The sequence below is a fragment of the Dysosmobacter segnis genome (assembly GCF_014297285.1).
GTDB classification, from domain to species: domain Bacteria; phylum Bacillota; class Clostridia; order Oscillospirales; family Oscillospiraceae; genus Oscillibacter; species Oscillibacter segnis.
In genome coordinates, this window is sequence record NZ_JACOQI010000019.1 from 40,640 (window position 1) to 60,670 (window position 20,031).

20 protein-coding genes and 1 tRNA gene are annotated in these 20,031 nt (G+C 57.7%); 15 read left to right on the forward strand and 6 right to left on the reverse strand.

Annotated features, from left to right (window positions below):
• Positions 1-33: 33 nt before the first annotated feature.
• Entirely contained in the window at positions 34-1,023 is a 990-nt protein-coding gene (galE, locus tag H8Z83_RS15020) for a UDP-glucose 4-epimerase GalE (RefSeq protein ID WP_187015802.1), read from the forward strand.
• 3 nt (positions 1,024-1,026) lie between these two features.
• Positions 1,027-2,043: an aldose epimerase family protein gene (locus tag H8Z83_RS15025; RefSeq protein ID WP_187015803.1), complete on the forward strand. Its 1,017-nt coding sequence runs from the start codon at positions 1,027-1,029 to the stop codon at positions 2,041-2,043.
• A gap of 317 nt (positions 2,044-2,360) precedes the next feature.
• Here the strand turns inward: H8Z83_RS15025 and H8Z83_RS15030 are convergent, their stop codons facing one another.
• Entirely contained in the window at positions 2,361-2,903 is a 543-nt protein-coding gene (locus H8Z83_RS15030; protein WP_187015804.1) for a beta-class carbonic anhydrase, read from the reverse strand.
• A 301-nt stretch (positions 2,904-3,204) separates the two neighbouring features.
• Here H8Z83_RS15030 and H8Z83_RS15035 point away from each other — a divergent pair, with 301 nt between their 5' ends.
• The 7 genes from H8Z83_RS15035 (at position 3,205) to H8Z83_RS15065 (ending at position 9,889) form a co-directional block, all read left to right on the forward strand.
• A complete protein-coding gene (locus H8Z83_RS15035) occupies positions 3,205-4,290 on the forward strand; it encodes a 5'-nucleotidase C-terminal domain-containing protein (RefSeq protein ID WP_187015805.1) in 1,086 nt (361 codons plus the stop codon).
• 329 nt (positions 4,291-4,619) lie between these two features.
• Positions 4,620-5,561 (forward strand): AAA family ATPase, encoded by a 942-nt coding sequence (locus H8Z83_RS15040; RefSeq protein ID WP_187015806.1) that lies wholly within the window; start codon positions 4,620-4,622, stop codon positions 5,559-5,561.
• Positions 5,558-6,697, forward strand: a complete 1,140-nt coding sequence (locus H8Z83_RS15045; RefSeq protein ID WP_187015807.1) for a DUF58 domain-containing protein — start codon at positions 5,558-5,560, stop codon at positions 6,695-6,697. The genes H8Z83_RS15040 and H8Z83_RS15045 overlap by 4 nt, the downstream gene beginning before the upstream one ends.
• Before the next feature lie 9 nt (positions 6,698-6,706).
• A complete protein-coding gene (locus tag H8Z83_RS15050) occupies positions 6,707-7,888 on the forward strand; it encodes a hypothetical protein (RefSeq protein WP_187015808.1) in 1,182 nt (393 codons plus the stop codon).
• A 12-nt stretch (positions 7,889-7,900) separates the two neighbouring features.
• Positions 7,901-8,893 carry a substrate-binding domain-containing protein gene (locus H8Z83_RS15055; protein ID WP_187015809.1) on the forward strand — a complete coding sequence of 331 codons (993 nt, stop codon included), beginning with the start codon at positions 7,901-7,903 and terminating at the stop codon, positions 8,891-8,893.
• Between the two features lie 16 nt (positions 8,894-8,909).
• Positions 8,910-9,338: a DUF3842 family protein gene (locus H8Z83_RS15060; RefSeq protein ID WP_187015810.1), complete on the forward strand. Its 429-nt coding sequence runs from the start codon at positions 8,910-8,912 to the stop codon at positions 9,336-9,338.
• A complete protein-coding gene (locus tag H8Z83_RS15065) occupies positions 9,329-9,889 on the forward strand; it encodes an ECF transporter S component (RefSeq protein ID WP_243185038.1) in 561 nt (186 codons plus the stop codon). Before H8Z83_RS15060 ends, H8Z83_RS15065 begins: the two co-directional genes overlap by 10 nt.
• A 109-nt stretch (positions 9,890-9,998) precedes the next feature.
• Here the strand turns inward: H8Z83_RS15065 and H8Z83_RS15070 are convergent, their stop codons facing one another.
• On the reverse strand, positions 9,999-10,271 hold the full coding sequence (locus tag H8Z83_RS15070) for a hypothetical protein (RefSeq protein WP_187015811.1): 273 nt from the start codon (positions 10,269-10,271) through the stop codon (positions 9,999-10,001).
• Between the two features lie 32 nt (positions 10,272-10,303).
• A complete protein-coding gene (locus tag H8Z83_RS15075) occupies positions 10,304-10,510 on the reverse strand; it encodes a zinc-ribbon domain-containing protein (protein WP_187015812.1) in 207 nt (68 codons plus the stop codon).
• Between the two features lie 69 nt (positions 10,511-10,579).
• Between H8Z83_RS15075 and H8Z83_RS15080 the strand changes: the two genes are divergently transcribed.
• The 4 genes from H8Z83_RS15080 to H8Z83_RS15095 all read left to right on the forward strand — a co-directional run bounded on the left by H8Z83_RS15080 (position 10,580) and on the right by H8Z83_RS15095 (position 15,456).
• Entirely contained in the window at positions 10,580-10,873 is a 294-nt protein-coding gene (locus H8Z83_RS15080) for a helix-turn-helix domain-containing protein (protein WP_187015813.1), read from the forward strand.
• Positions 10,874-10,946: 73 nt separating this feature from the next.
• A complete protein-coding gene (locus H8Z83_RS15085) occupies positions 10,947-11,705 on the forward strand; it encodes a hypothetical protein (RefSeq protein ID WP_187015814.1) in 759 nt (252 codons plus the stop codon).
• 542 nt (positions 11,706-12,247) lie between these two features.
• On the forward strand, positions 12,248-13,015 hold the full coding sequence (gene recO, locus H8Z83_RS15090; protein WP_187015815.1) for a DNA repair protein RecO: 768 nt from the start codon (positions 12,248-12,250) through the stop codon (positions 13,013-13,015).
• 50 nt (positions 13,016-13,065) lie between these two features.
• Positions 13,066-15,456 carry an endonuclease MutS2 gene (locus H8Z83_RS15095; RefSeq protein ID WP_187015816.1) on the forward strand — a complete coding sequence of 797 codons (2,391 nt, stop codon included), beginning with the start codon at positions 13,066-13,068 and terminating at the stop codon, positions 15,454-15,456.
• Positions 15,457-15,527: 71 nt separating this feature from the next.
• Here H8Z83_RS15095 and H8Z83_RS15100 read toward each other — a convergent pair whose 3' ends face one another.
• Together H8Z83_RS15100 and H8Z83_RS15105 are read right to left on the reverse strand one after the other, a co-directional pair.
• Positions 15,528-17,279 carry a vWA domain-containing protein gene (locus tag H8Z83_RS15100; RefSeq protein WP_187015817.1) on the reverse strand — a complete coding sequence of 584 codons (1,752 nt, stop codon included), beginning with the start codon at positions 17,277-17,279 and terminating at the stop codon, positions 15,528-15,530.
• 1 nt (position 17,280) lies between these two features.
• The gene (locus H8Z83_RS15105; RefSeq protein ID WP_207732069.1) at positions 17,281-18,195 is read right to left on the reverse strand and encodes an AAA family ATPase; all 915 of its coding nucleotides are present in this window, start codon (positions 18,193-18,195) and stop codon (positions 17,281-17,283) included.
• Between the two features lie 191 nt (positions 18,196-18,386).
• Between H8Z83_RS15105 and H8Z83_RS15110 the strand changes: the two genes are divergently transcribed.
• Positions 18,387-18,812, forward strand: coding sequence for an RrF2 family transcriptional regulator (locus tag H8Z83_RS15110; protein ID WP_187015818.1), 426 nt, complete (start codon positions 18,387-18,389; stop codon positions 18,810-18,812).
• Positions 18,813-19,422: 610 nt separating this feature from the next.
• Positions 19,423-19,498: transfer RNA gene (locus tag H8Z83_RS15115), tRNA-Thr, on the forward strand.
• Positions 19,499-19,740: 242 nt separating this feature from the next.
• Here the strand turns inward: H8Z83_RS15115 and H8Z83_RS15120 are convergent.
• Positions 19,741-20,031: site-specific integrase (locus tag H8Z83_RS15120; protein WP_187015819.1), on the reverse strand; the 291-nt coding region annotated here is incomplete at its 5' end.

The following is a 20,031-nucleotide window of genomic DNA, read 5'->3' on the forward strand; positions in this document are numbered from 1 at the left end:
ATATAGACGTGAAAAAATAAGGAGGACGTGTATATGAAAACCATTCTGGTGGCCGGCGGAGCCGGCTATATCGGCAGCCACATGGTAGCGCTGCTGGTCAAGCGGGGCTACGAAGTTGTGGTGGCGGACAATCTGCGCACCGGACACTGGCAGGCCGTCAAGGGCGCGCGGAAGATGTATGTGGGTGACTTGCGGGACGGCGCGTTCCTACATCAGATCTTCACGGAAAACAAAATCGACGGCGTCATCAACTTCGCGGCATTTTCGCTGGTGGGCGAGAGCGTGACCAACCCGCTGAAGTACTACGGCAACAACGTGGAGGGCGCGGTGTCCCTGCTGTCGGCCATGCAGGCTCACGGCGTGGACAAGATCGTATTTTCTTCCACGGCGGCGGCCTACGGCGAGCCGGAGAAGCAGCCCATTGAGGAAGGGGACCGCACGGAACCCACCAATCCCTACGGCGCGACGAAACTGGCCATTGAAAATATGCTGAAGTGGTGCGACTGCGCCTACAACATCCGCTATGTGGCGCTGCGCTACTTCAACGCCGCTGGTTCCGACACGGAGGCAGGCATCGGCGAGGATCACAACCCCGAATCCCACCTGATCCCGCTGGTGATGAAAACGGCTCTGGGTCAGCGGGATCACATCGGCATCTTCGGCGAGGACTACCCCACGCCGGACGGCACCTGCGTGCGGGACTACATCCATGTGAAGGACTTGGCAGAGGCTCATCTGCTGGCGCTGGAGTATCTGGAGCGGGGCGGCAGCAGTGACGTGTTCAATCTGGGCAATGGCGCCGGTTATTCCGTGCGGGAGATCATCGAAACGGCCCGCCGGATCACCGGCAAGGAGATCAAGGCCGTTGTGGAGCCCCGCCGGGGCGGGGACCCCTCTGTCCTGATCGCCTCCAACAAGAAGGCTGCCGAGGTTCTTGGTTGGAAGCCTGTTCTGGGGCTGGATCAGATCGTTTCCGACGCATGGGCGTGGCACAGCGGCCATCCCAACGGCTATGAGGGATAAGGGATGTATCGACTGAAGCCGTTTGGCGTGCTGAATGGCAGAGAGGTGCCCGTCATTGAGTTGTTCAATGACAAATTCGCCGTAGAGCTGCTGCCCTACGGTGCGGCTGTCCGGGCCATCCGCGTGCCGGACCGAACCGGCAAGCTGACGGACATCTGCCTTGGATATGACGAACTGGAGAGCTACCGGACGCTGGACGCCTGCTTTGGCGGAACCATCGGCCGCTGCGCCAACCGCATCGGCGGGGCACGGTTCACCATCGACGGCAGGTCGTACCGCGTCACGGCCAACGAAGGGGAAAACTGCCTTCACGGCGGAATCGAGGGCTTCCACAAGAAACTGTGGGAATTTACCTGCGAGGAAAACGCGGTCACCTTCTCCTACACCTCTCCCGACGGTGAGGAGGGTTTTCCCGGCGCTGTCCGGGTGGAGGTCACCTATCGCCTGATCGACAATCAGCTCACCATCGCCTACAAGGCGGCGGCGGAGCAGAGCACGGTGGTGAATCTCACCAACCATACCTACTTCAATTTGGGCGGCCACAGCAGCGGCACAGTGGAGGATCATGTGCTGACCCTGCGGGCCAGCCGGTATACGCCCATGGATAGCGGGAATATTCCCGTGGGGACGCTGGCGCCGGTGGAGGGAACGCCGCTGGATTTCCGGACACCTGCGGCATTTGGGAGCCGTCTCCACGATAAAGCCTTTAACGGCGGGCGGGGATACGACCACAACTATGTCCTCGATGGCGAAGAGGGCCCTGCGGCGGAGCTGTGGTGCCCCGCCACCGGCATCGGTCTGGAAATGACCACCTCGATAGAGGGAATGCAGCTCTACACGGCGGGTTGGCTGACGGAGCGCAAGGGAAAGGGCGGTGCGGTCTACGGTCAGGCCCACGGCGTCTGTCTGGAGACGCAGCATTTTCCCAACGCGGTGAACTGCCCAGCGTTCCCGTCGCCGATCCTGCGCAAGGGAGAGACGCTGCAACAGTGGACGGCTTTCCGCTTCTTTGCACGATAAAATAATGACATGGCGAAAGAGGACAGTGCTTAAAAAGCACTGTCCTCAGCGTGTCGAAAAAGCCTTTTCTCCCCCGCGCGGGGCAGAAATACACCGTCGGCCCAGCCGGTTTCCGTGCGCTTTGCGCCCGGAAATCGGGGCCTTCCTCGAAACGGACTCGCTTTCTCCGCCGCTGGCGGCGCATCGCCCGTTTCCCCTTCTTGGGTTTCCCGCGCACACCCTTCCTTACCGGTACGGAGGATTTACCACTTTATCGACAGTTTCAGGCCGAAAATATACACCGTCGGCCCAGTTGGGATCGGAGCCTGCTGCGGATTTTACTCCTGCGGGGTCAACTCGCCGGTTTCGGTGTTGATGACGTAGCCTCGGATGGTGACATCGGCGGGCATAAGGGGATGGTTGCGCAGCAGGTCCACGGTCTCCGCCACGGAGTTCTCCACGCAGTCGAAGCCTCGGAGCCACGCCTCAAAGTCAATGCCGCAGTAGCGCATCATGTCGATATGGTCCTGAGAAACGCCCCGCTGGATCAGGTGGCGGATCATCATGTCGGCATTGATGTGGGCTACGCCGCAGTCCGTGTGGCCGATGACCATGACCTCCTCCACACCCAGCTCGATGATACCCACCAGCAGGCTGCGCACGGCGCTGTCAAAGGGGCCGGTGATCATGCCGCCGGCGTTTTTGATCAGCTTCACATCACCGTTGCGGATGCCCAGCGCTGCGGGGAGCAACTCCACCAGACGGGTATCCATGCAGGTGAGGATGGCGATTTTCTTGTCTGGGAACTTACTGGTCTGGAACTTTTCATAGCCCCTGGACCGGACAAATTCGCGGTTATATGCCAGCATTTCTTCGATCATGGCAGTTCTCCTTTTCACTTTTTTTCTATCATACCGGATTTTGCCACCCCGCGCAACCGGAATCTTTCGGAAATTGCAGCATGGCAAATGGCGTATTGACAACATAAAACTTTTTTGATAAAATTTTTCCGTCAGCACAAGCTGGCAAAGTTGGCACAAGCTGACATTTTTCGCATATGTTTTTATACGCTCAGGCAATACAGATATTACGAAGGTATCAGTGTCCTCCCAAGGAGGGTATTGGTGCCTTTTTTGTTTGATGCTGCGGAAAATGCCTGAAAACTCATTTTAGGAGGAAGCTATGAAAAAACTGAACAGATTTATCAGCCTTGCGCTGACGCTGGGGCTTGCACTCAGCGTGATGGCCACGTCCGTGTCCGCATCCAAGTTCGTGGATGCCCACGGGAATGAGGTGGAACTGGATGACACGCTGGAGGCTTACAGCAGCGTGGTGCTGTCCGGCGCGGACAACGCGGCCCGTAAGGCGGAGACCAATTTGGGCGATCTGTGGACCGACGCGCTGCGGTGGTTCGCCGTGTCCGGCAAGATCAATGCGTATTTTGACGAGGACGATGTGACCGCCGGCAACACCAAGGTAGATGTGGACGCCGATCACATTGTTGCCCTCTGGAACGGCGGCAATCTGCGCGCCGACATTGCTGCCGGCAAGTTCGGCGCGGCGGAGCTGGCAGCCGTCCTGCCCTATCCCAACAAGGTGGCTGTGATCTATATGAGCGGCGCTCAGCTGCTGGAAGCTCTGGAGGCGGCTGCTCAGGCGCTGCCCTACGGCGATGCATCCGCCGATGCCTGCGCTTCCTTTATGCAGGCTGCGGGCCTGACTTACAGCGTCAACGCGGATCGGGCCTATGACAAGGGAGAAGCTTACGGCAAGTACTGGTTCAAGGCAAATTCCGTCAGCCGTGTGACGATCACCGATGTAAACGGCAAGGCGTTCGACCCGAACGCTACCTATGCGGTCATCACCCACAACGCAAACTTTAACGGCATGGACTCCTCTTATGTGTTTAAGGCGGCTGCGGAGGCTAACGAGAAGTCTGCCATCACCAAGGCCGTTGTGCGGGATGTGGTGTGGATGTACATCAGCGAAGAGCTGGGGAATGTGGTGGGCGACGCCTATGCCGCCCCTCAGGGCCGCATCACGGTAACGGCCACCGCGGCGCCGGCTGAGTCTGCGAAGCCCGGCCAGTCCGCGACCACGACAGAGAATGGAACCTACACCGTTGTGTCCGGCGACTCCCTCTGGAAGATCGCATCTAAGGTCTACGGCAGCGGCAAGCTGTGGAGCAAGATCTTCTCTGCCAATCCCCAGATCAAGAATGCATCTATGATCTATGTGGGTCAGACGCTGACCGTTCCCGCAAAGTAAATCACGAGGCACAAGCCGCAGGAGACCTGCACATCCGTCACAAGACGGATGTGCGGGCATCCTTATTGCTTTAGAACAGAGCGGACCACTTGGGACTGCTGTGTTGTACGGCAATCAAAACCATACCATCGCTCGACAAGGGCAAACACGCCTGACAGCGCGTCTTTCCGGCGCTTTTTGCTCTTTTCGCCTTGGTGGGCGCCAGCCCGCCTGCATCTCAAAAAAACAAAAATCACTCGAAAATCCATCCCTGTCAGGTGCAGACATTTTTGCCCGTCAAAACCGTGTCTGCCCTTGTCAAGCGATGGTAGAAAATGAGGACTTATCGTATGAACCGTGAATTGCAAACGATCATTGTTGAAGTGGAAAAGGCCGTGGTGGGCAAGCGTGAAGTCATAGAAAAGATCCTGATGGCGCTGTTGGCCGACGGACATGTTCTGCTGGACGATATCCCCGGCGTCGGCAAAACAACGCTGGCGGTGGCCCTGAGCCGCACACTGGGCCTGACCTATAACCGCATCCAGTTCACGCCGGATGTGCTGCCGTCCGATATTGTGGGCTTTTCCATTTACAACAAGGACAGCGGCTGCTTTGAGTACAAGAGCGGCGTGGTGAGCAATACCAACCTGCTGCTTGGGGACGAGATCAACCGGACGTCCAGCAAAACCCAGTCCGCCCTGCTGGAAGCGATGGAAGAACGTCAGGTCACGGTGGACGGCACAACTTATCCGCTGCAAAAGCCCTTTGCGGTGATCGCGACCCAGAACAATGTAGGAACCGCAGGCACCCAGTTGCTGCCCTATGCCCAGATGGACCGGTTCCTTGTCCGGCTTTCCATCGGTTATCCCGATTATGAGGCCCAGATGTCCATCCTCCGGGACCGCCAGAGCACAGATCCCATTGGTTCCGTGGCGCAGGTGGTCACCCGTGACGATGTGCTGCGGATGCAGGCGGAGGTGCGGGCCGTCACAGCAAAGGACAGTATTCTGGACTATATTACCCGTCTGGCCATGGCGTCCCGGGAGCATCCCATGGTGGAGGTAGGCATCAGCCCCCGCGGTACCCTGTTCCTTGACCGTATGGCCAAGGCCCATGCTTATCTGGAGGGCCGGGATTATGTGACAGGCGGCGATGTGCAGGCGATTTTCCATGATGTCTGTGCCCATCGTGCGATCCTTAACCAGAAATCACGGCTGTCCGGCGGAACGGTTACGCAGGTACTGAACGAACTGCTGGAAACGGTGGAAGTTCCGGACCGCAGACAGGCATGATGCGGAAACGGAGATTTGCTTACGGCGCATGGCTGCTGTTTGCCATGTTGCTGTATTTCTTTGAGAACAATACCGGCACCCGGACGATTTTGGCCGCTTCAGTTTTCCTGCCGGCTGCGTCGGTCCTCTGCGTGGTGCGTTCAGTCAGACGGGTAACGGTTCATCTATCTGCGCCGGACTGCTGCAAACAGGGAGATGCCGCGGAATGCTCCGTGCGGGCAGAGGGCCTTCTGCTCGGAGCGGTGCTGACGGCAGTGCTTCGGGGCCGCAGCCGCCTGACCGGGGAGGAAACGGCGGTGAAACTCTCGGCCTCGCGGTTTGCGCCTGACGCGGCAGGTACGCTGCGTACCGCCCATTGCGGTACGGTCATGCTTTCTCTCAGCGACGCGGCTGTGCAGGATTGGTTTGGCTTGTACCGCTGTGCCCTGACAGTTCGGAGCACCCGCTTCGTGACCGTCGAACCGCTGCTGTTTGACATGCAGATCTCCCTTGCGGAAAATGAAACGGTCACGGCGGACAGCGAGCGCTGGTCTTCCAACCATCCGGGGCACGATCCCAGTGAGACCTTCGGATTCCGTACATACGTTCCCGGCGATCCCATCCGGCAGATCCACTGGAAGCTTTCCCAAAAGACAGACTCCCTGATGGTGCGGGAACTGGGGCTTCCGGTAGCGGAGGAGGTCCTGCTGCTGTTGGATACCTCCACCACTGGGAAGGAAGATGCCGCGGATGCGCTGGACGCGGCCATGACGGCGCTGCTGTCCTTGTCCCGGTCCTTGACAGAACAGGGGATCACCCATTCTGTTGGCTGGAAAAACAGGGAATTAGCGGAACTCTCTCTGTGCACGGTACAGGATCAGCAGGACTGTACAGCGGTGCGTGAGCAGATTTTGACTGCCGCTGCCGCACCGGATGCGGAAAGCATCTGCGACTGCTTCCGCAAATGGTCCGGGGATGTCTATGCGCATACCGTTGTCTGCGCGCCGTCCTTGCCCCGGGGCCTTTCCCTGCTGCAGGCGGGCAACCGTGTGACCGTGCTGCTGTCTGACGGCGGCACACAGAGCTGCGGCGGGGTGACAGTTGTACCCTTTTCGCGGAAGAATATGGCGCAGGAATTGGAATATCTTGAGATTTAAGGAATGTTCATGAAACATCAGACGGTTGGGTTACAATTTGATTTTCAAAAAAGTGAGCGGGCAAAACCATGGAAAACAGCACTCCCCATTGTCGGTGTGCCGCTGCTTGCGGCAGTGCTGCTTCTGGCCCTCAAGCCTGCCAGAGAAAGCCTGAAGTGCTTGTGCAATCTGATGTTTGCGGCCAGTGAGACGGTCAATGCCTATGCCTACGATTATTTTGAGGTTTCGGACGCGGCCAGCCCGGTTCTGGCATTGGGCCTGCTGGTGACGGCAGCGGCCGGTGTTCTCCTGCTTGCATACCTGCGCGGCAGCAAGATCGTTCCGCTTCTGGCGGCGTTGGCCCTGACCGGCGGGGAGATCTGGTTCGGACTGACTCCTCCGGCGGCTGTCAATGTGCTGATTTTTGCGCTGCTGGCGCTGTTGGCCCTGCCTGTGGATACCCTGCGGGGCAGACTGGTATTTCTGCTGGCAGTCATGGCCGTTTTTCTGACGGTACAGCTCTTGGCTCCCGGTGTTCGCATGGGGGTGGAAGAAGCCTCTGAGCATGTGCGGGATCGGCTGGATGCTGCCGAACAGCTTGTTTCCGGCGCAGACTATACGCCGCAGCAGGAACCGCCCCAGACCGCCCGTGAGGAAAACCGGCTGGATACGGAAACCGCCGGAGAGATGTCCGGAGATACGCAGAATACGCAGGACTATCAGCATATTTATGAACAGGAACAGGAAATCAGCCGTCCCAAGCGCATCGACTATCTAAAAATCGCCGTACTGACGATTCTGATTTTGGCTCTGCTGACGTTGCCCTTCCTACCGTTCGTCCTGTTTGACGCCCGGCGGCGCAAGGCAATGGAACGGCGGGCGGCGTTTGATTCCCCTGACTGCGGGGAAGCGATCCGCGCCATGTTTCTACATCTGGCTGCCTATCTGGATCGATGTGGAAAAGGCGTTGGGAATCGCCCCTTCTCCCAATGGGACGCTGCGCTGGCCCAAACCGTTTCTCCGGAATACGCCGCGCAGTTCCGTCATGCCGCTGCACTTTTTGAGGAGTCTGCATACAGTACCCATGCCATGGGGGAGGAACAGCGGGCCGAACTGCAAAGTCTTTTAACCGAAACGGAGCGGCTGCTGTATGACAATGCAGACCGGAGAACAAAATTTCGCTTGAAGTATGTGGAGTGTCTCCACGCCTGAGAGGAAGCAAGAATGAAAAACGCAAAGCTTTTATTGTTGACTGTGGTGCTGCTGCTGACCCTGACGGGTTGCCGTACCCGGACCACCGTGCCTGTGGATCCGATCCCCGATGAGAACGGCGAGGCAGCGGAGGACCAACTGGGACAGGCCGAACAGATTGAGGACGCGGAAGACGATCCTGCGGCAGAAGAGGATGTCAGACCGGATGCGGATGCCCCGACCGCAACGGACCCGGATTCCGACCGAAAGACGTATGCGGAGGACGCAGACGCTGAGATCGTTCCCGGTGCGGACAAAACCCTCACGCAGCAGGGGGACGGCGGAAAAACACCGGAGCATGATGCCAATGGGGGAGCTACCGGCGCAAAGGATGCGACCACCGGTGAGCTGACCGCAACGGAAACCGTTCCCGCTGACCAGGCAGAAAACACCGGCGCGGATGAAAGCGGCCAAACGGCAGAAACTGCGCTGCTCTACTATCAAACACTGCTGGAGGACCGTTTGAGCGGACTCTTTGAGTGCCAGCGCTTCTATATTTACTGGGAGACGGCGGAGGACTACCACACTGTCCATAAATCATCTGACGAGCATCAGATCATCTTGAATGCCGGGGCGTATGACGTGTCCGCAAAGCTGCAAAATGACGCACTGATTGTGGATGACGGCTGGATCCAGCGTAAAGATCCCGGTGTGATCGTCAAGGTCGTGGAGCGCTCCGTCCTTGGCAGCGGAGTGTCGTCCACCCGACAGGCGGAAACGGTTTGCGGTGCGTTGAAAGCACGGGAGGGCTGGTCCGGGCTGGATGCCGTCCGGAATGGCCGGGTCATTTTGCTCTCCGAGGAGCTGCTTTCCGGTCAGGCCAGACGGACCGGCGCAGCGGTTTTGCTTGCCAAGGCCATGTATCCGAGCCTATTCAGTGATACAGACGCGGAAGAGGCACTCCGTGCACTCACTCAGGAAGCATACGGCGCGCCTGCGTCCGGTACGTTTATTTATGTGGGATGAAAGGAATGGTTTTGATATGACGATCCTTGTAATTGACGGTCAGGGCGGAAAGCTCGGAAAACGGCTGGTGGAAAGCATCAAAAAATCCTTCCCGCAAGTGGAGGTCATGGCCGTCGGGACCAACAGCGCCGCGTCAGAGAGCATGATGCGTGCCGGTGCGGACCGGGTGGCGACCGGTGAAAACCCGGTCATTGTTGCCAGCCGGACTGCCCAGATCATCGTTGGCCCTATGGGGATAGCCCTTGCCGACGCGCTGATGGGAGAGATCTCTCCGGCAATGGCCAATGCCGTTGCTGCCAGCGCGGCCTACCGGGTGTTGATCCCCATGAATCTCTGCGACACCTATGTGGCAGGCGTCAGCCAGAAATCTTCTGCCATCATGGATGACGCGATGGAGCATATTCGCCAACTGCTGACGGAGATGGGAGATACTGCATGCCTATGACCCGGAACGATGCACGTTCTTCTGTGCAGATCAGAAAGCTTACCTACTCGGCGCTGTATCTTGCCATTGCATTGGTCCTGCCGTTTCTGACGGGACAGATCCCTGAGATTGGATCCATGCTCTGCCCAATGCACATTCCGGCATTGCTGTGCGGCTTTGTTTGCGGCTGGCCGTGGGGACTGGCGGTGGGATTTGTTTCCCCGCTGCTGCGGTCCCTTCTCTTTGGGATGCCTACGGCTTATACGGCAGTGGCCATGGCGTTTGAACTGGCCGCCTATGGCGCGGTTTCCGGGATCTTATACCGCATTTTCCCCCGCAGAAATTGGTCTGTATATGTCACTTTGATCGCCGCTATGATCGTGGGCCGCCTGGTGTGGGGCGGTGTACAGTTTATGATGGCGGGCTTGCAGCATACCGTGTTTGACCGCTCTCTTTTTCTTGCGGGCGCAGTGACCAATGCGCTTCCCGGCATCCTTGTACAGATCATCCTGATCCCCATTCTTGTCATCACAATGGAGAAAGCCAAGCTGACGCTGAATGGGACGAGATAATGACAGAAGATCGAATCGGCAAAGAAATCAGCGGCAGTATGCACCGGCGATTCCCGTCGCGCAAAAGAGGACCCATCCAATACGGATGGGTCCTCTTTTCAAATAGCTGTCAGCGGAAGGCCGTCTGCGAAATGTTCACTTCCCGTCCGCAGCGGTTGTCAATGTCGGTATCGTTGTCCTCGAACACGCTGCCGGGGAAGGACAGGGGGCTTTCGGCGGGTACGCTCTCCAGCAGAACGGCGGTGCCGTTGTGGAAGAACTCGTTGTTCGCATACTGGGTGTGGGTGACGACGGTACCCTCGGCGTTGAAGCGGAATCCCACCTGATTGTCCTCGAAGCGGCAGTCCATGGCGTTGACCCAGGTGGTGCCGTAGGCCAGCACGCCGGTTTTCCAGCCGGAAACAGTACAGCTTGTCAGGTGCAGCTGGCGATCACGGCCAGCGCTGTCACCAGTGCGGCAATGTGCAGGAACTTCTTTTGCAGTGGCTTGGGGGCCTTTTGCCGTGTCCAGGGCTTGATACTGCGGGCGCAGTGGGGACAGAAGGATGCGCCATCCGGGAGGGGAACTCTGCAAAGCGGGCAGAGATTTTGCTTTTCCGGGGTGATTCTGGACTCTTTCATCTTTAAAATGCCTCCATCAGACGAAGAACGTTTTTATACCGCTTGGCGGGGCTGACGCGACTTTACGAAATGAAGGATCTGACCAAAGCGGAGCTGGCCCGCCGGTCCGGCATCAGCGAGGTCTATCTGCATCAGGTGTTTGCGGGGCGGCGGAATCCTTCCAGGGATCGGCTGCTGTGCATCTGCGTCGGTCTTGGCATCACGCTGGATGAGACCCAGCGGATGCTGACGCAGGGGGGCTACGCCCAACTGTATCCCCGCACCAGACGGGACGCCATTATCAGCTATGGCGTGGTCCATCAGCTACCCCTGGGGGAGATCAATGACAAGCTGTTTGCGGAGCAGGAAAAAACCTTGTTTTGACCGGGCGCTGGGAAGGATTTGCCTGTGCGGAAAACGCACTGCAAATATAAAGACAACGAAAGGGAGACAGAAGATGAAAAAGTTGACAACAATTTTGCTTGCGGTGGCAATGACGCTGCCTCTGGTGGCTTGCAGAGGCGGGAACGCCGGAAATACCAATGGCGGAAATACCAACAGCGGAAGCACCGACAAGCATACCCATGTGGAGGAAGTTATACCGGCAGTGGAACCCACCTGCACGAAGACCGGGCTGACAGAGGGCAAGCGCTGCTCCGAGTGCGGCGAGGTTCTGGTGGCACAGGAAACCGTTCCCGCTCTGGGCCGCACGACCGAAAGCGGTACCTGCGAAAGATGCGGACAGTCATTCGGCGATTGGCGCATCGACTATTATGTGGATGACTTCAATCAGCCAACAGATGAATGGTATATTACGGAAGACGAATATCTCGTAGGTACTTTTAGCAACAGCGCAACAACAAATTCAAAATTGTATGCGAATGTAATGGTGGATCTGGACGATAATGTTATGATATTCCTCTATGAATATGGCAGCAGACAGGTCAAAAACAGCTCTGAGCGCTATTGGGATGAATATAACATCACCATGAGAACGCCCGATGGTGCAGACCACAAGATAACAGGTACTATGTATTGTGGTGATGATAGAGTTAATATTGATGATGCTTATATCGATGAGGTGCTGACAGCATTAAAGGGAGAGGGAAACGTCATGTTCCGCATTGAAAATGCTGACAGAACGGTTGAGAGCTACTTGATTGAGGTTGCCACCTCCAACTTTGCGGAGCTGTATAACGCGCAGACCGGACAGTAAAGGGGCTGTCATTCGAAAACTCTCAGAAAGCGGGAACACTCTTTTGGAAACGCTGCTAAAGGAACAGGTGGCTCCCTGTGGGATCGCACCCTTGCTCCGTGACGGACAGCGACAAAGCGGCGATCCGGGAAGCTCTGACCGCCTGTGAGGCACTGAAGTAATTCGCTTTTTGACAACAAAGCAAGTAATAGGCGCAAACAGCCGCAAGCCATGTTCTGATGGCTTGCGGCTGTTTTTCATTCGTGCCATGCCTTGCGGCAGTTTCGGCACGGATAAAGCGGAGGAGCGCATGCAGCAACCTCCGCTTGAAAAAAAGCTGTCCGGTTGCTATAATTGGGTCTGTACGAAGCATTTTCCAGCTATAAGCGGGACTTTTCGACACAGACTATCCATCAGGGAGGGCTGTACGATGAAAGAACCTTCGCTTTGGACGTTGTTTTCGGATACCGGAGATCCGTTGGCCTATCTGCTTTACCGCGCCGGGTCTGCCGGACGCTGATTTTCTTTCGGAGGCGGGGCCTCCGTACATAGGTGGTGAATTGATGGCGTTGTCGCCGTACATTGTGACAAAGGGCGTAGTCCTCCGGGAGACGGAGACAAGGGACGCCGATAAGATCCTAACCCTCCTGACAGCGGAGCGGGGCAAGCTCTCTGTCATCGCCCGGGGCGTCTGCCGCAAGGGGTGCAAATTCGCCGCCTGCGCCCAGCCGTTGGCCTACTCCGAGTGGACGCTTTACAAAAAGGGCGACTGGTACTACGCCAACGAGGGGGCCACTCTGGAACTGTTCAACGGTTTGCGGGCGGATCTGGACGCAATGGCGCTGGGGTTTTATCTGGCGGAGCTGACGGAGGCCGTCACCACGGAGGACGCGCCCCATCAGGGGCTTTTGAGCCACCTGCTCAACGGGCTGTACGCCGTTTCCATTCTGCGAAAGCCTTTGCCGCTGGTGAAAGCGGCGTTTGAGATCAAGCTGCTGTGTCTGGCTGGCTACGAGCCTCTGGCGGACGCCTGCGCCTACTGCGGTTGCCCCGATCCCCAACAGCCGTATTTCGACGTTTTGCAGGGCGTTCTCCGCTGCGGGACCTGCGGAGAGGGGCGCCGAGGGTTTCCCCTGTGTCGGGATTCACTGGCCGCCCTGCGGCACATCGTTTACGGCGACCCCAAGCGGCTTTATTCCTTCACACTGGGACCGGAGGCCCAAAAGCGGCTGTCCGCTGCCGCCGAAGCCTTTGTCTCCGCCCAGTTGGAGCGGGGATTCCGGACGCTGGACTTCTATAAGAGTGTCCGGTGCATGAATGAGCCATCCTGATTGATTACATTTTGTATGATACCGTGCCTTTTATACGGTAAGGAGCGATTATGAGCGAATTATTTGATAAATCCATCCGCACCTTGGAGTTGCCGCGGGTCCTTCAACTACTGTCTGAGCAGGCGGTCAGCCCGGAGGCCAAGGAGCTGGCACTGGCGGTCCGGCCGGAAACAGATTATGAGGACGTGCTGCGCCTGCTGGATCAGACCGACGGCGCACGGGCCATGATCGTCCTGCGGGGGGCGCCGGGTTTTTCCGGTGTCAAGCCGGTAAAGGACCTGCTGGACCGGGCGGACCGGGGCGGCAGCCTCAACATCCCGGAGCTGATCCGGATCGGCGATCTGCTGTACGCTGCCCGCCGGGCCAAGGAGTATTTCAATGCCGACGCGGCAGAGCCTACCGCTCTCGACCAGATTTTTCTGTCCATCCACGGCAACCGGTTCTTGGAGGATAAGATCCGGCGGTGCATCAGCGACGAGAACACCGTGGCCGACGCCGCCAGCCCGGAGCTGGCGGACATTCGCCGTCACATGCGGGCGGCGCTGGCAAAAAGCCGGCAGATTTTGCAGAAGATCATCTCTTCCCCCAGCTATTCCAAGGTTTTGCAGGACAACATCATCACCCAGCGGGATGGGCGCTTTGTGGTCCCCGTAAGGGCGGATCAGAAGGGCAATCTGCCGGGACTGATCCACGATGTTTCCTCCACTGGCGCTACGGTGTTCGTGGAGCCGATGGGGGTGGTGCAGGCCAACAACGAATACGCGGAATTACAGGCCAAGGAACAGGCGGAGATCGACCGCATTTTGGCGGAGCTGTCCGCCGATGCCGCCGCCCACCGGCGGGACATTCAGTGGGATCATGACGCGCTGGTGCAGCTGGATCTGATCTTCGCCCGGGGCGAATTGAGCTATAAGATGGACGCGATCCGCCCCCAGGTGCGGCGGGACGGCTTGATCCGTCTGCGGAAGGCGCGGCATCCCCTGCTGGACAAAAAAACAGCGGTACCCATCGACATTGAACTGGGCGGTGCGTTTGATACCCTGGTCATCACCGGCCCCAACACCGGCGGTAAGACTGTTTCTCTGAAAACACTGGGTCTGCTGACCCTGATGACCCAATGCGGCCTGCATATCCCCGCCGGGGACCGCAGCGAGGTGTCCGTTTACGAACGGGTGCTGGCGGACATCGGCGATGAGCAAAGCATCGAGCAGAGCTTGTCCACCTTCTCCGCTCACATGAAAACCATTGTAGAGATTTTACAGGAGGCGGACCGGGATAGTCTGATCCTGTTCGACGAGCTGGGAGCCGGTACCGACCCGGTGGAGGGTGCGGCGCTGGCCATTGCCATCATTCAGCACGTCCGGGCACTGGGGGCCAGAGCTGCCGCCACCACCCACTACGCAGAGCTGAAAACCTTTGCCATGACCACGCCGGGAGTGGAGAACGCCTCCTGCGAGTTCAATGTGGAGACCCTCAGCCCTACTTATCGACTGCTGATCGGCATCCCCGGCAAGTCCAATGCCTTTGCCATCTCTCGGCGGCTGGGCCTGCCCGATGAAGTTATCACCAACGCCCAATCGCAGATGAGCAAGGACAGCGTTCGGTTTGAGGACGTGCTGACCCAACTGGAGGCCAAGCGGCAGGCGTTGGAAAAGCGAGAGCAGGAGACTGACCGGCTGTACCGCCAGCGGGAGGAGGACGCCCGGAAAGCCCGGGAATTCCGGGAACAGATGCAGCGGGCCAAGGAAAATGCCCGCAGCCGGGGCGAGGCCGAAGCCAAGCGCATCCTGCGGGACGCCCGCTCCGCCTCTGACGCGGTGTTTGCCGAACTGGAACGGATGCGGAAGGAGCAGGCCAAGGCAGACCGGGCCATCAACGCCAATGAAGCCAGAGCCGAACTGCGCCGCCAGCTGAACGAGGCGGAGGACGCCATCGACAAGCGGGATGCCCGCTCCGAGCCGATCCCCAAACCCAGCCGTCCCATTCAGAAGGGGGATCTGGTGGAGATCCCTGGTGTTTCCACACCGGCAGAGGTGGTGGGCGTGGGCAGCGACGGCACCTTGCAGCTAAAGGCCGGTATTTTGAAAATGAAGGCCAAGGCCGACGAAGTACGTCTCATTGAGGACGATGAGCGGGCCGCCATGAAGAAAAAAGCCCCCAAGCCCACCCGGACCGCTGTGACCGGTCTCCGCACTGCCGCCAGCCGGGAGCTGGACATCCGGGGCATGGAGACGCTGGAGGCGGAGAGCGTGGTGGAGACCTTCCTCTCCACTGCCGTCATGGGCCATTTGGAAACCGTCACCATCATCCACGGCAAGGGCACCGGCGCACTGCGGAATGCGGTGCATGATATCCTGCGGCGGAACAAAAATGTGAAGTCTTTCCGTCTGGGCGTCTACGGTGAGGGCGAAAACGGCGTCACCGTGGTGACCATGAAGTAATACGAAATATTGGCACAAAAGAATCAAACAAACACGCCATACCTCCCGGTATGGCGTGTTTGTTTGTTTATTCAGCCGGACAGCTCCCGGATCTCCGTTTGGATCAGCCGTCCCGCCGCGGCGGAGAGCTGGTCCATCCGGCGAATGGGAGCCAGATCCTGCCCGTAGATAGCACGGGCGTTGGGAACGTTGGCGTTCTCCCCCATAAAGACGGCGGCCACCCGGACACCCTTCCGCCGCAAGGCCCGGACCTCGTCCGCCGTGTCCTCTACACCTACTTGACCGTCATAGTCCCTGCTGAGGGGGACCTTGCCGGTAGGGAGAATCTTGTGGCTGTCGTCGGGACTGGCATCCGTCAACAGGATCAGCAGGTGCTTGTCTGCCGGGGCGGTGTTCAGCAGCTCCGCTGCCATCCGCAGCGCCAGTCCGTCCCGGTTCCAGCCGGCGGCGAAGTAGTCAAAAATCTTCCGTTCTCCGTTTTTCTCACCGAAATCCTTCAGCACCCGCAGCACCGTATAGCCCCGGAGACTGCAAAAGCTGCTGACGCGGACGGGAATGCCGCAGTCCGCAAGGCTTTTTGCCAGAATATACCCTTGGGCGGCGATGGTTTCCTGACAGTGAAGCCGGGAGGCAGAGCCGTCCAGCAGCAGGTCCACCGTAAAGCCGGGGGTGCTTTCCTCGTCGCTGCGCAAAAACACCTTATCGTCTCCCAGCACTGGCAGCCGCCAGACCCGCCGGCTGTCCAGATGGCCCTGTCGGGCGGAGACGGCGTCCGGCTGCTGGTGGATCAGCATGCAGTTGCGGATCTGCTCCGTCAGCCGCAGGAGGGCGCTTTGATAGAGGTCGCTGTTTTTGACGTAAGCGGCCCGGTTTCGCTTGGCCTGCTCCTCTGCCTGTTGAAAAAGCCGCTGGGCATCGGCGCTGACCGGTTTGTCGGGCGACGGCTCCCCACGGGTGAACCAGAGGTGGCAGCCCAGATGGTTTCCGGTGCAGTCCCGCTGCTCCATCAGCGCCAATTCCTTGGGAGCGTACAGACTGCGGCCGAAGCAGCGTTCCACATAGTCCCGGTCCTCGGTTTCCCGCTCATTGGAACGTAAATGGGAGCGCAGGGCATTGGACGCCCGCACCATGCCGTTTTCTCCCACCGCCGCAGATCGGCCGATGGCCAGATCGTCGGTGCGGACCATCTCCGTGGAGAACAGCTTCGTCAGCAGCGGCGCCCACCGCTCTCCGAAATGGAGGGTAAGGGGCGTTTTGGCGTGGGCGGTGCCGTCAAAGCGGAGATATTTTTGGAAGGCGGCCCGGATCGCCGCCGCTACCTCCTCTCCACTCATGGTACCGGGACAGGCAAGAGCCTCCGACAGTCCCTTTTCCCAAGGGGTCAGCACAGGCAGTCTCTGCCCAAGCACGGTTTTCCATCTGGCGGACTGTATGGCGTACACCAGCTGGTTTTTCTCCATCCACTCCTGCCGGGAAAGCTGATATTCCGATTCAAAAAACGCGGAAGCATGGGCCTGCCGCAGTGCTGCTAAAGCGGGACGCTTCGGTAATTCCTTCTCATAAACGGCGTTTTCCAGAGCCAGCCACGCAAGGTCATCGTACACGGCCTGCCGTGCGTCCCCCGCCCAAGCGGCGAACAACTGCTTGGGAAGCTCATCCCCAAACCATTTGTGGACCAACCCAATGACGCAGTTCATATAAAGATCAGGCTGGCCGTCAGACTGCATGGCCAGAAACTGCGGTTCAAATTTGTAGTCCCCGCAGGCAGTCCACACCTGATTGATGGCCCGCCGCTGGCGGGCGCTGTAACCGGAGGCTTCCATATCAGTCGGTAAACAGTCGGCTGCGGTCCAGCTTCGCCGGGATCCGGGCGGCAATAACATCCCGGATGAGACCCTGCTCGTAGCTGTCAAAGGCCTTATTGGTGATACCCATGTCCAGCGCCGTTCCGGCGCTGATCCCCCGGCGGATCAGCCGCAGAGCGTCCAGCATACCCCGGAGGTCCAGCGCCTTAGAGGAGATCTCGGCGCTTTCGCACTTTTTTTGCAGGTCGAGGAAAAGCTGCACGAACTGTCCCCGGTATTTCTTCTCCAGCGAGGGGAATTCCTCTCCCAAAAGCCGGTCCAGACCGTCCCCGTCAATGGCGGGCATCTGAATCACCGCGAACCGGCTGGTCAGGGCCTCATTCAGCTCTCGTGTTCCGGCGTAGCCGTAGTTCATGGTGCCAATGAAGCGGGCGGCTGGATCCACCTCCACCCGATCATAACCGGGTACATCAATGGCGCGGCGAAAGTCCAGCGTGGCGTGGAGCACAGCCAATGCCTCGTTTTTCGCCATGTTGATCTCGTCCAAGATCCCGAAGCCGCCATGCTGCGCGCAGAGATACACCGGGCCGGGACGGAAGGTCACCTGCCCGTTTTCAAAGGTATCCATGCCGATGAGACTGGCGGCGTCCATGTTCACATGAAAGGATACATCCCAGCTTGGCCGTGCAAAGACTTGGGCCAGATTTTCCGCCAACACATTTTTACCTGTAGCCTTGCTGCCGGCCAGCAGCAGATTTTCCCCGCACAGGAGGGCGGCAATAGAGGCTTCCCAGACCTCCTTTCCGTAGTAATGGTAGCGGGGCTTGGGGATCCGGTTTTGCAGCTCCGGAGGGGTGGGATAGGCGTTCCGGTATTCCTGGATGCCCTCCAATAACTCCTTGCTGATTTGTTCCTGCTCTAAAAAATCCAACAAAATCGTTTGCTTCCTTTCTGTTGGGGGCGCCGCGGACACGCGCCGTCTTTTTTCGGCCCCATCATAGCACGATGATTTCTGAAAATCAACGGGATATCAACGTTTTTTGAATTCTGTGGAAATAGCGGTTGATTTACCTACAAAACTGGTGGTATAATAAAGACAAAAATACGGAGCAAGGAGGATATACTATGATCTCAACAAAGGGGCGGTATTCTATCCGGATCCTGCTGGACTTGGCCGAACACCGCAACGGAAGCTACATTCCCATGAAGGATGTTGCTGCCCGCCAAAACATTTCTCTGAAATATATCGAGCGGCTGATGCCGGCCCTGAAGGCGGCCGGTCTGGTGGACAGCGTTCACGGGATCGGCGGCGGTTACCGGCTGACCCGGGAGCCGGACCAGTATACCCTGTGGGAAATTCTACGGCTGGCGGAAGGGGATCTGGCTCCGGTAGCCTGCCTGCAAAGTGGCGCGGCCCCCTGTGCCCGGGCTGCGGACTGCCGTACCCTGTCGGTGTGGGACGGCTATTATAAGCTGAGCCGGGACTACTTTTCCGGTATCACGCTGGCGGACCTGATGCGCGAGCCGCGGACAAGTGACTATGTAATTTGAACAGGCGGGACCGGACGGAAGTCTGGTCCCGTTTTTTCGGCTAAAATCGACCGCTGTCAAGGGAGAAAGCCTTGCGTGTACGTAGAAAAGGGCAAATACAGAACGGTTATGTAAAGTGATTTTTGCTTTTTCATTTGGTTGAAAATAGGGTTTGCGGTTTTGCGGATATTTGGAGATATTTGTCTGAATACGTTGATAATACTAAAGAAAAACGATGTTGATAACTCTGTGGAAAATGTGAATAACTCCTTGTAGATAAAAATTATTGTCATTTTTATGTAAACACTAACGCTTCCCGGCGAAACCGGACGCTGGCTGCGGTTTTTGTCAAATTATGAACTTTTTACAGAAAGTTACATGCGGAACGCGAATCCGGCGTTTGTAAAGATGGCAAATCGCCCATTTTTTAGAAGCCTCGGAAAATCCATAATATACAATTCGTATTATCCTTGTTCAGCAGAAGAAAAAGTTCGTTTTCCTGTGAAAATAGGTTGACGCTCCAGCAAAAGTATGGTATCATGTTTTCTGCTTAAATTATCTCATCGTTCCCTATGCTGACGTAGAGCAGCTGATTCGTAAGAATCAGGTCTGCGACCCCAAAAGTGAATATGCTAATGTAGCTCAGTCGGTAGAGCAGCTGATTCGTAATCAGCAGGTCGTGTGTTCGAGTCACATCATTAGCTCCAGAAAACAGCGGAAATCGAATGATTTCCGCTGTTTTCATGACTTTTAAGAAAAGTCTTGACCCACACAAATTGCGGTTATTCCTCACGCCGAAGGCATTTTTCTTCGACGCTTTTCAAAAATTACCGTCTGGAAACACCGGCTTGACCCACACCGTGACCCACACAACGAAATGCGCAGAAAGATTCAAAGAGCACCGGAGAGGAAACCGTTTCCTTTCCGGTGCTCTGCTTGCCTGTGGGTCTTATCGAATCTGTGCCATGAAACTGCCCATTTTCTCCGCAGCCTTTTGCTGCATCTGCCGAGTGGCGTGGGTGTAGGTGCGGAGTGTGAATCCGGCGTCATAGTGGCCGAGCATACTGCTGACGGTTTTGACGTCCACGCCATTTTGCAGTGCCAGCGTTGCGAAGGTATGTCGGAGATCATGAAAGCGGATATGCTCCAGTCCCGCGTCCTTGAGGATTTTCTTATGAAGGTTTACCACCGAGTCTGGGTGGTACATTTCTCCTGTTCTGCTGGACGGGAACATCCACGG

Coding starts and splice junctions, on each gene's coding strand:
- galE (WP_187015802.1), top strand. CDS start 34: ATGAAAACCATTCTGGTGGCCGGCGGAGCCGGCTATATCGGCAGCCAC.
- H8Z83_RS15025 (WP_187015803.1), top strand. CDS start 1,027: ATGTATCGACTGAAGCCGTTTGGCGTGCTGAATGGCAGAGAGGTGCCC.
- H8Z83_RS15030 (WP_187015804.1), bottom strand. CDS start 2,903: ATGATCGAAGAAATGCTGGCATATAACCGCGAATTTGTCCGGTCCAGG.
- H8Z83_RS15035 (WP_187015805.1), top strand. CDS start 3,205: ATGAAAAAACTGAACAGATTTATCAGCCTTGCGCTGACGCTGGGGCTT.
- H8Z83_RS15040 (WP_187015806.1), top strand. CDS start 4,620: ATGAACCGTGAATTGCAAACGATCATTGTTGAAGTGGAAAAGGCCGTG.
- H8Z83_RS15045 (WP_187015807.1), top strand. CDS start 5,558: ATGATGCGGAAACGGAGATTTGCTTACGGCGCATGGCTGCTGTTTGCC.
- H8Z83_RS15050 (WP_187015808.1), top strand. CDS start 6,707: ATGAAACATCAGACGGTTGGGTTACAATTTGATTTTCAAAAAAGTGAG.
- H8Z83_RS15055 (WP_187015809.1), top strand. CDS start 7,901: ATGAAAAACGCAAAGCTTTTATTGTTGACTGTGGTGCTGCTGCTGACC.
- H8Z83_RS15060 (WP_187015810.1), top strand. CDS start 8,910: ATGACGATCCTTGTAATTGACGGTCAGGGCGGAAAGCTCGGAAAACGG.
- H8Z83_RS15065 (WP_243185038.1), top strand. CDS start 9,329: ATGCCTATGACCCGGAACGATGCACGTTCTTCTGTGCAGATCAGAAAG.
- H8Z83_RS15075 (WP_187015812.1), bottom strand. CDS start 10,510: ATGAAAGAGTCCAGAATCACCCCGGAAAAGCAAAATCTCTGCCCGCTT.
- H8Z83_RS15080 (WP_187015813.1), top strand. CDS start 10,580: ATGAAGGATCTGACCAAAGCGGAGCTGGCCCGCCGGTCCGGCATCAGC.
- H8Z83_RS15085 (WP_187015814.1), top strand. CDS start 10,947: ATGAAAAAGTTGACAACAATTTTGCTTGCGGTGGCAATGACGCTGCCT.
- recO (WP_187015815.1), top strand. CDS start 12,248: ATGGCGTTGTCGCCGTACATTGTGACAAAGGGCGTAGTCCTCCGGGAG.
- H8Z83_RS15095 (WP_187015816.1), top strand. CDS start 13,066: ATGAGCGAATTATTTGATAAATCCATCCGCACCTTGGAGTTGCCGCGG.
- H8Z83_RS15100 (WP_187015817.1), bottom strand. CDS start 17,279: ATGGAAGCCTCCGGTTACAGCGCCCGCCAGCGGCGGGCCATCAATCAG.
- H8Z83_RS15110 (WP_187015818.1), top strand. CDS start 18,387: ATGATCTCAACAAAGGGGCGGTATTCTATCCGGATCCTGCTGGACTTG.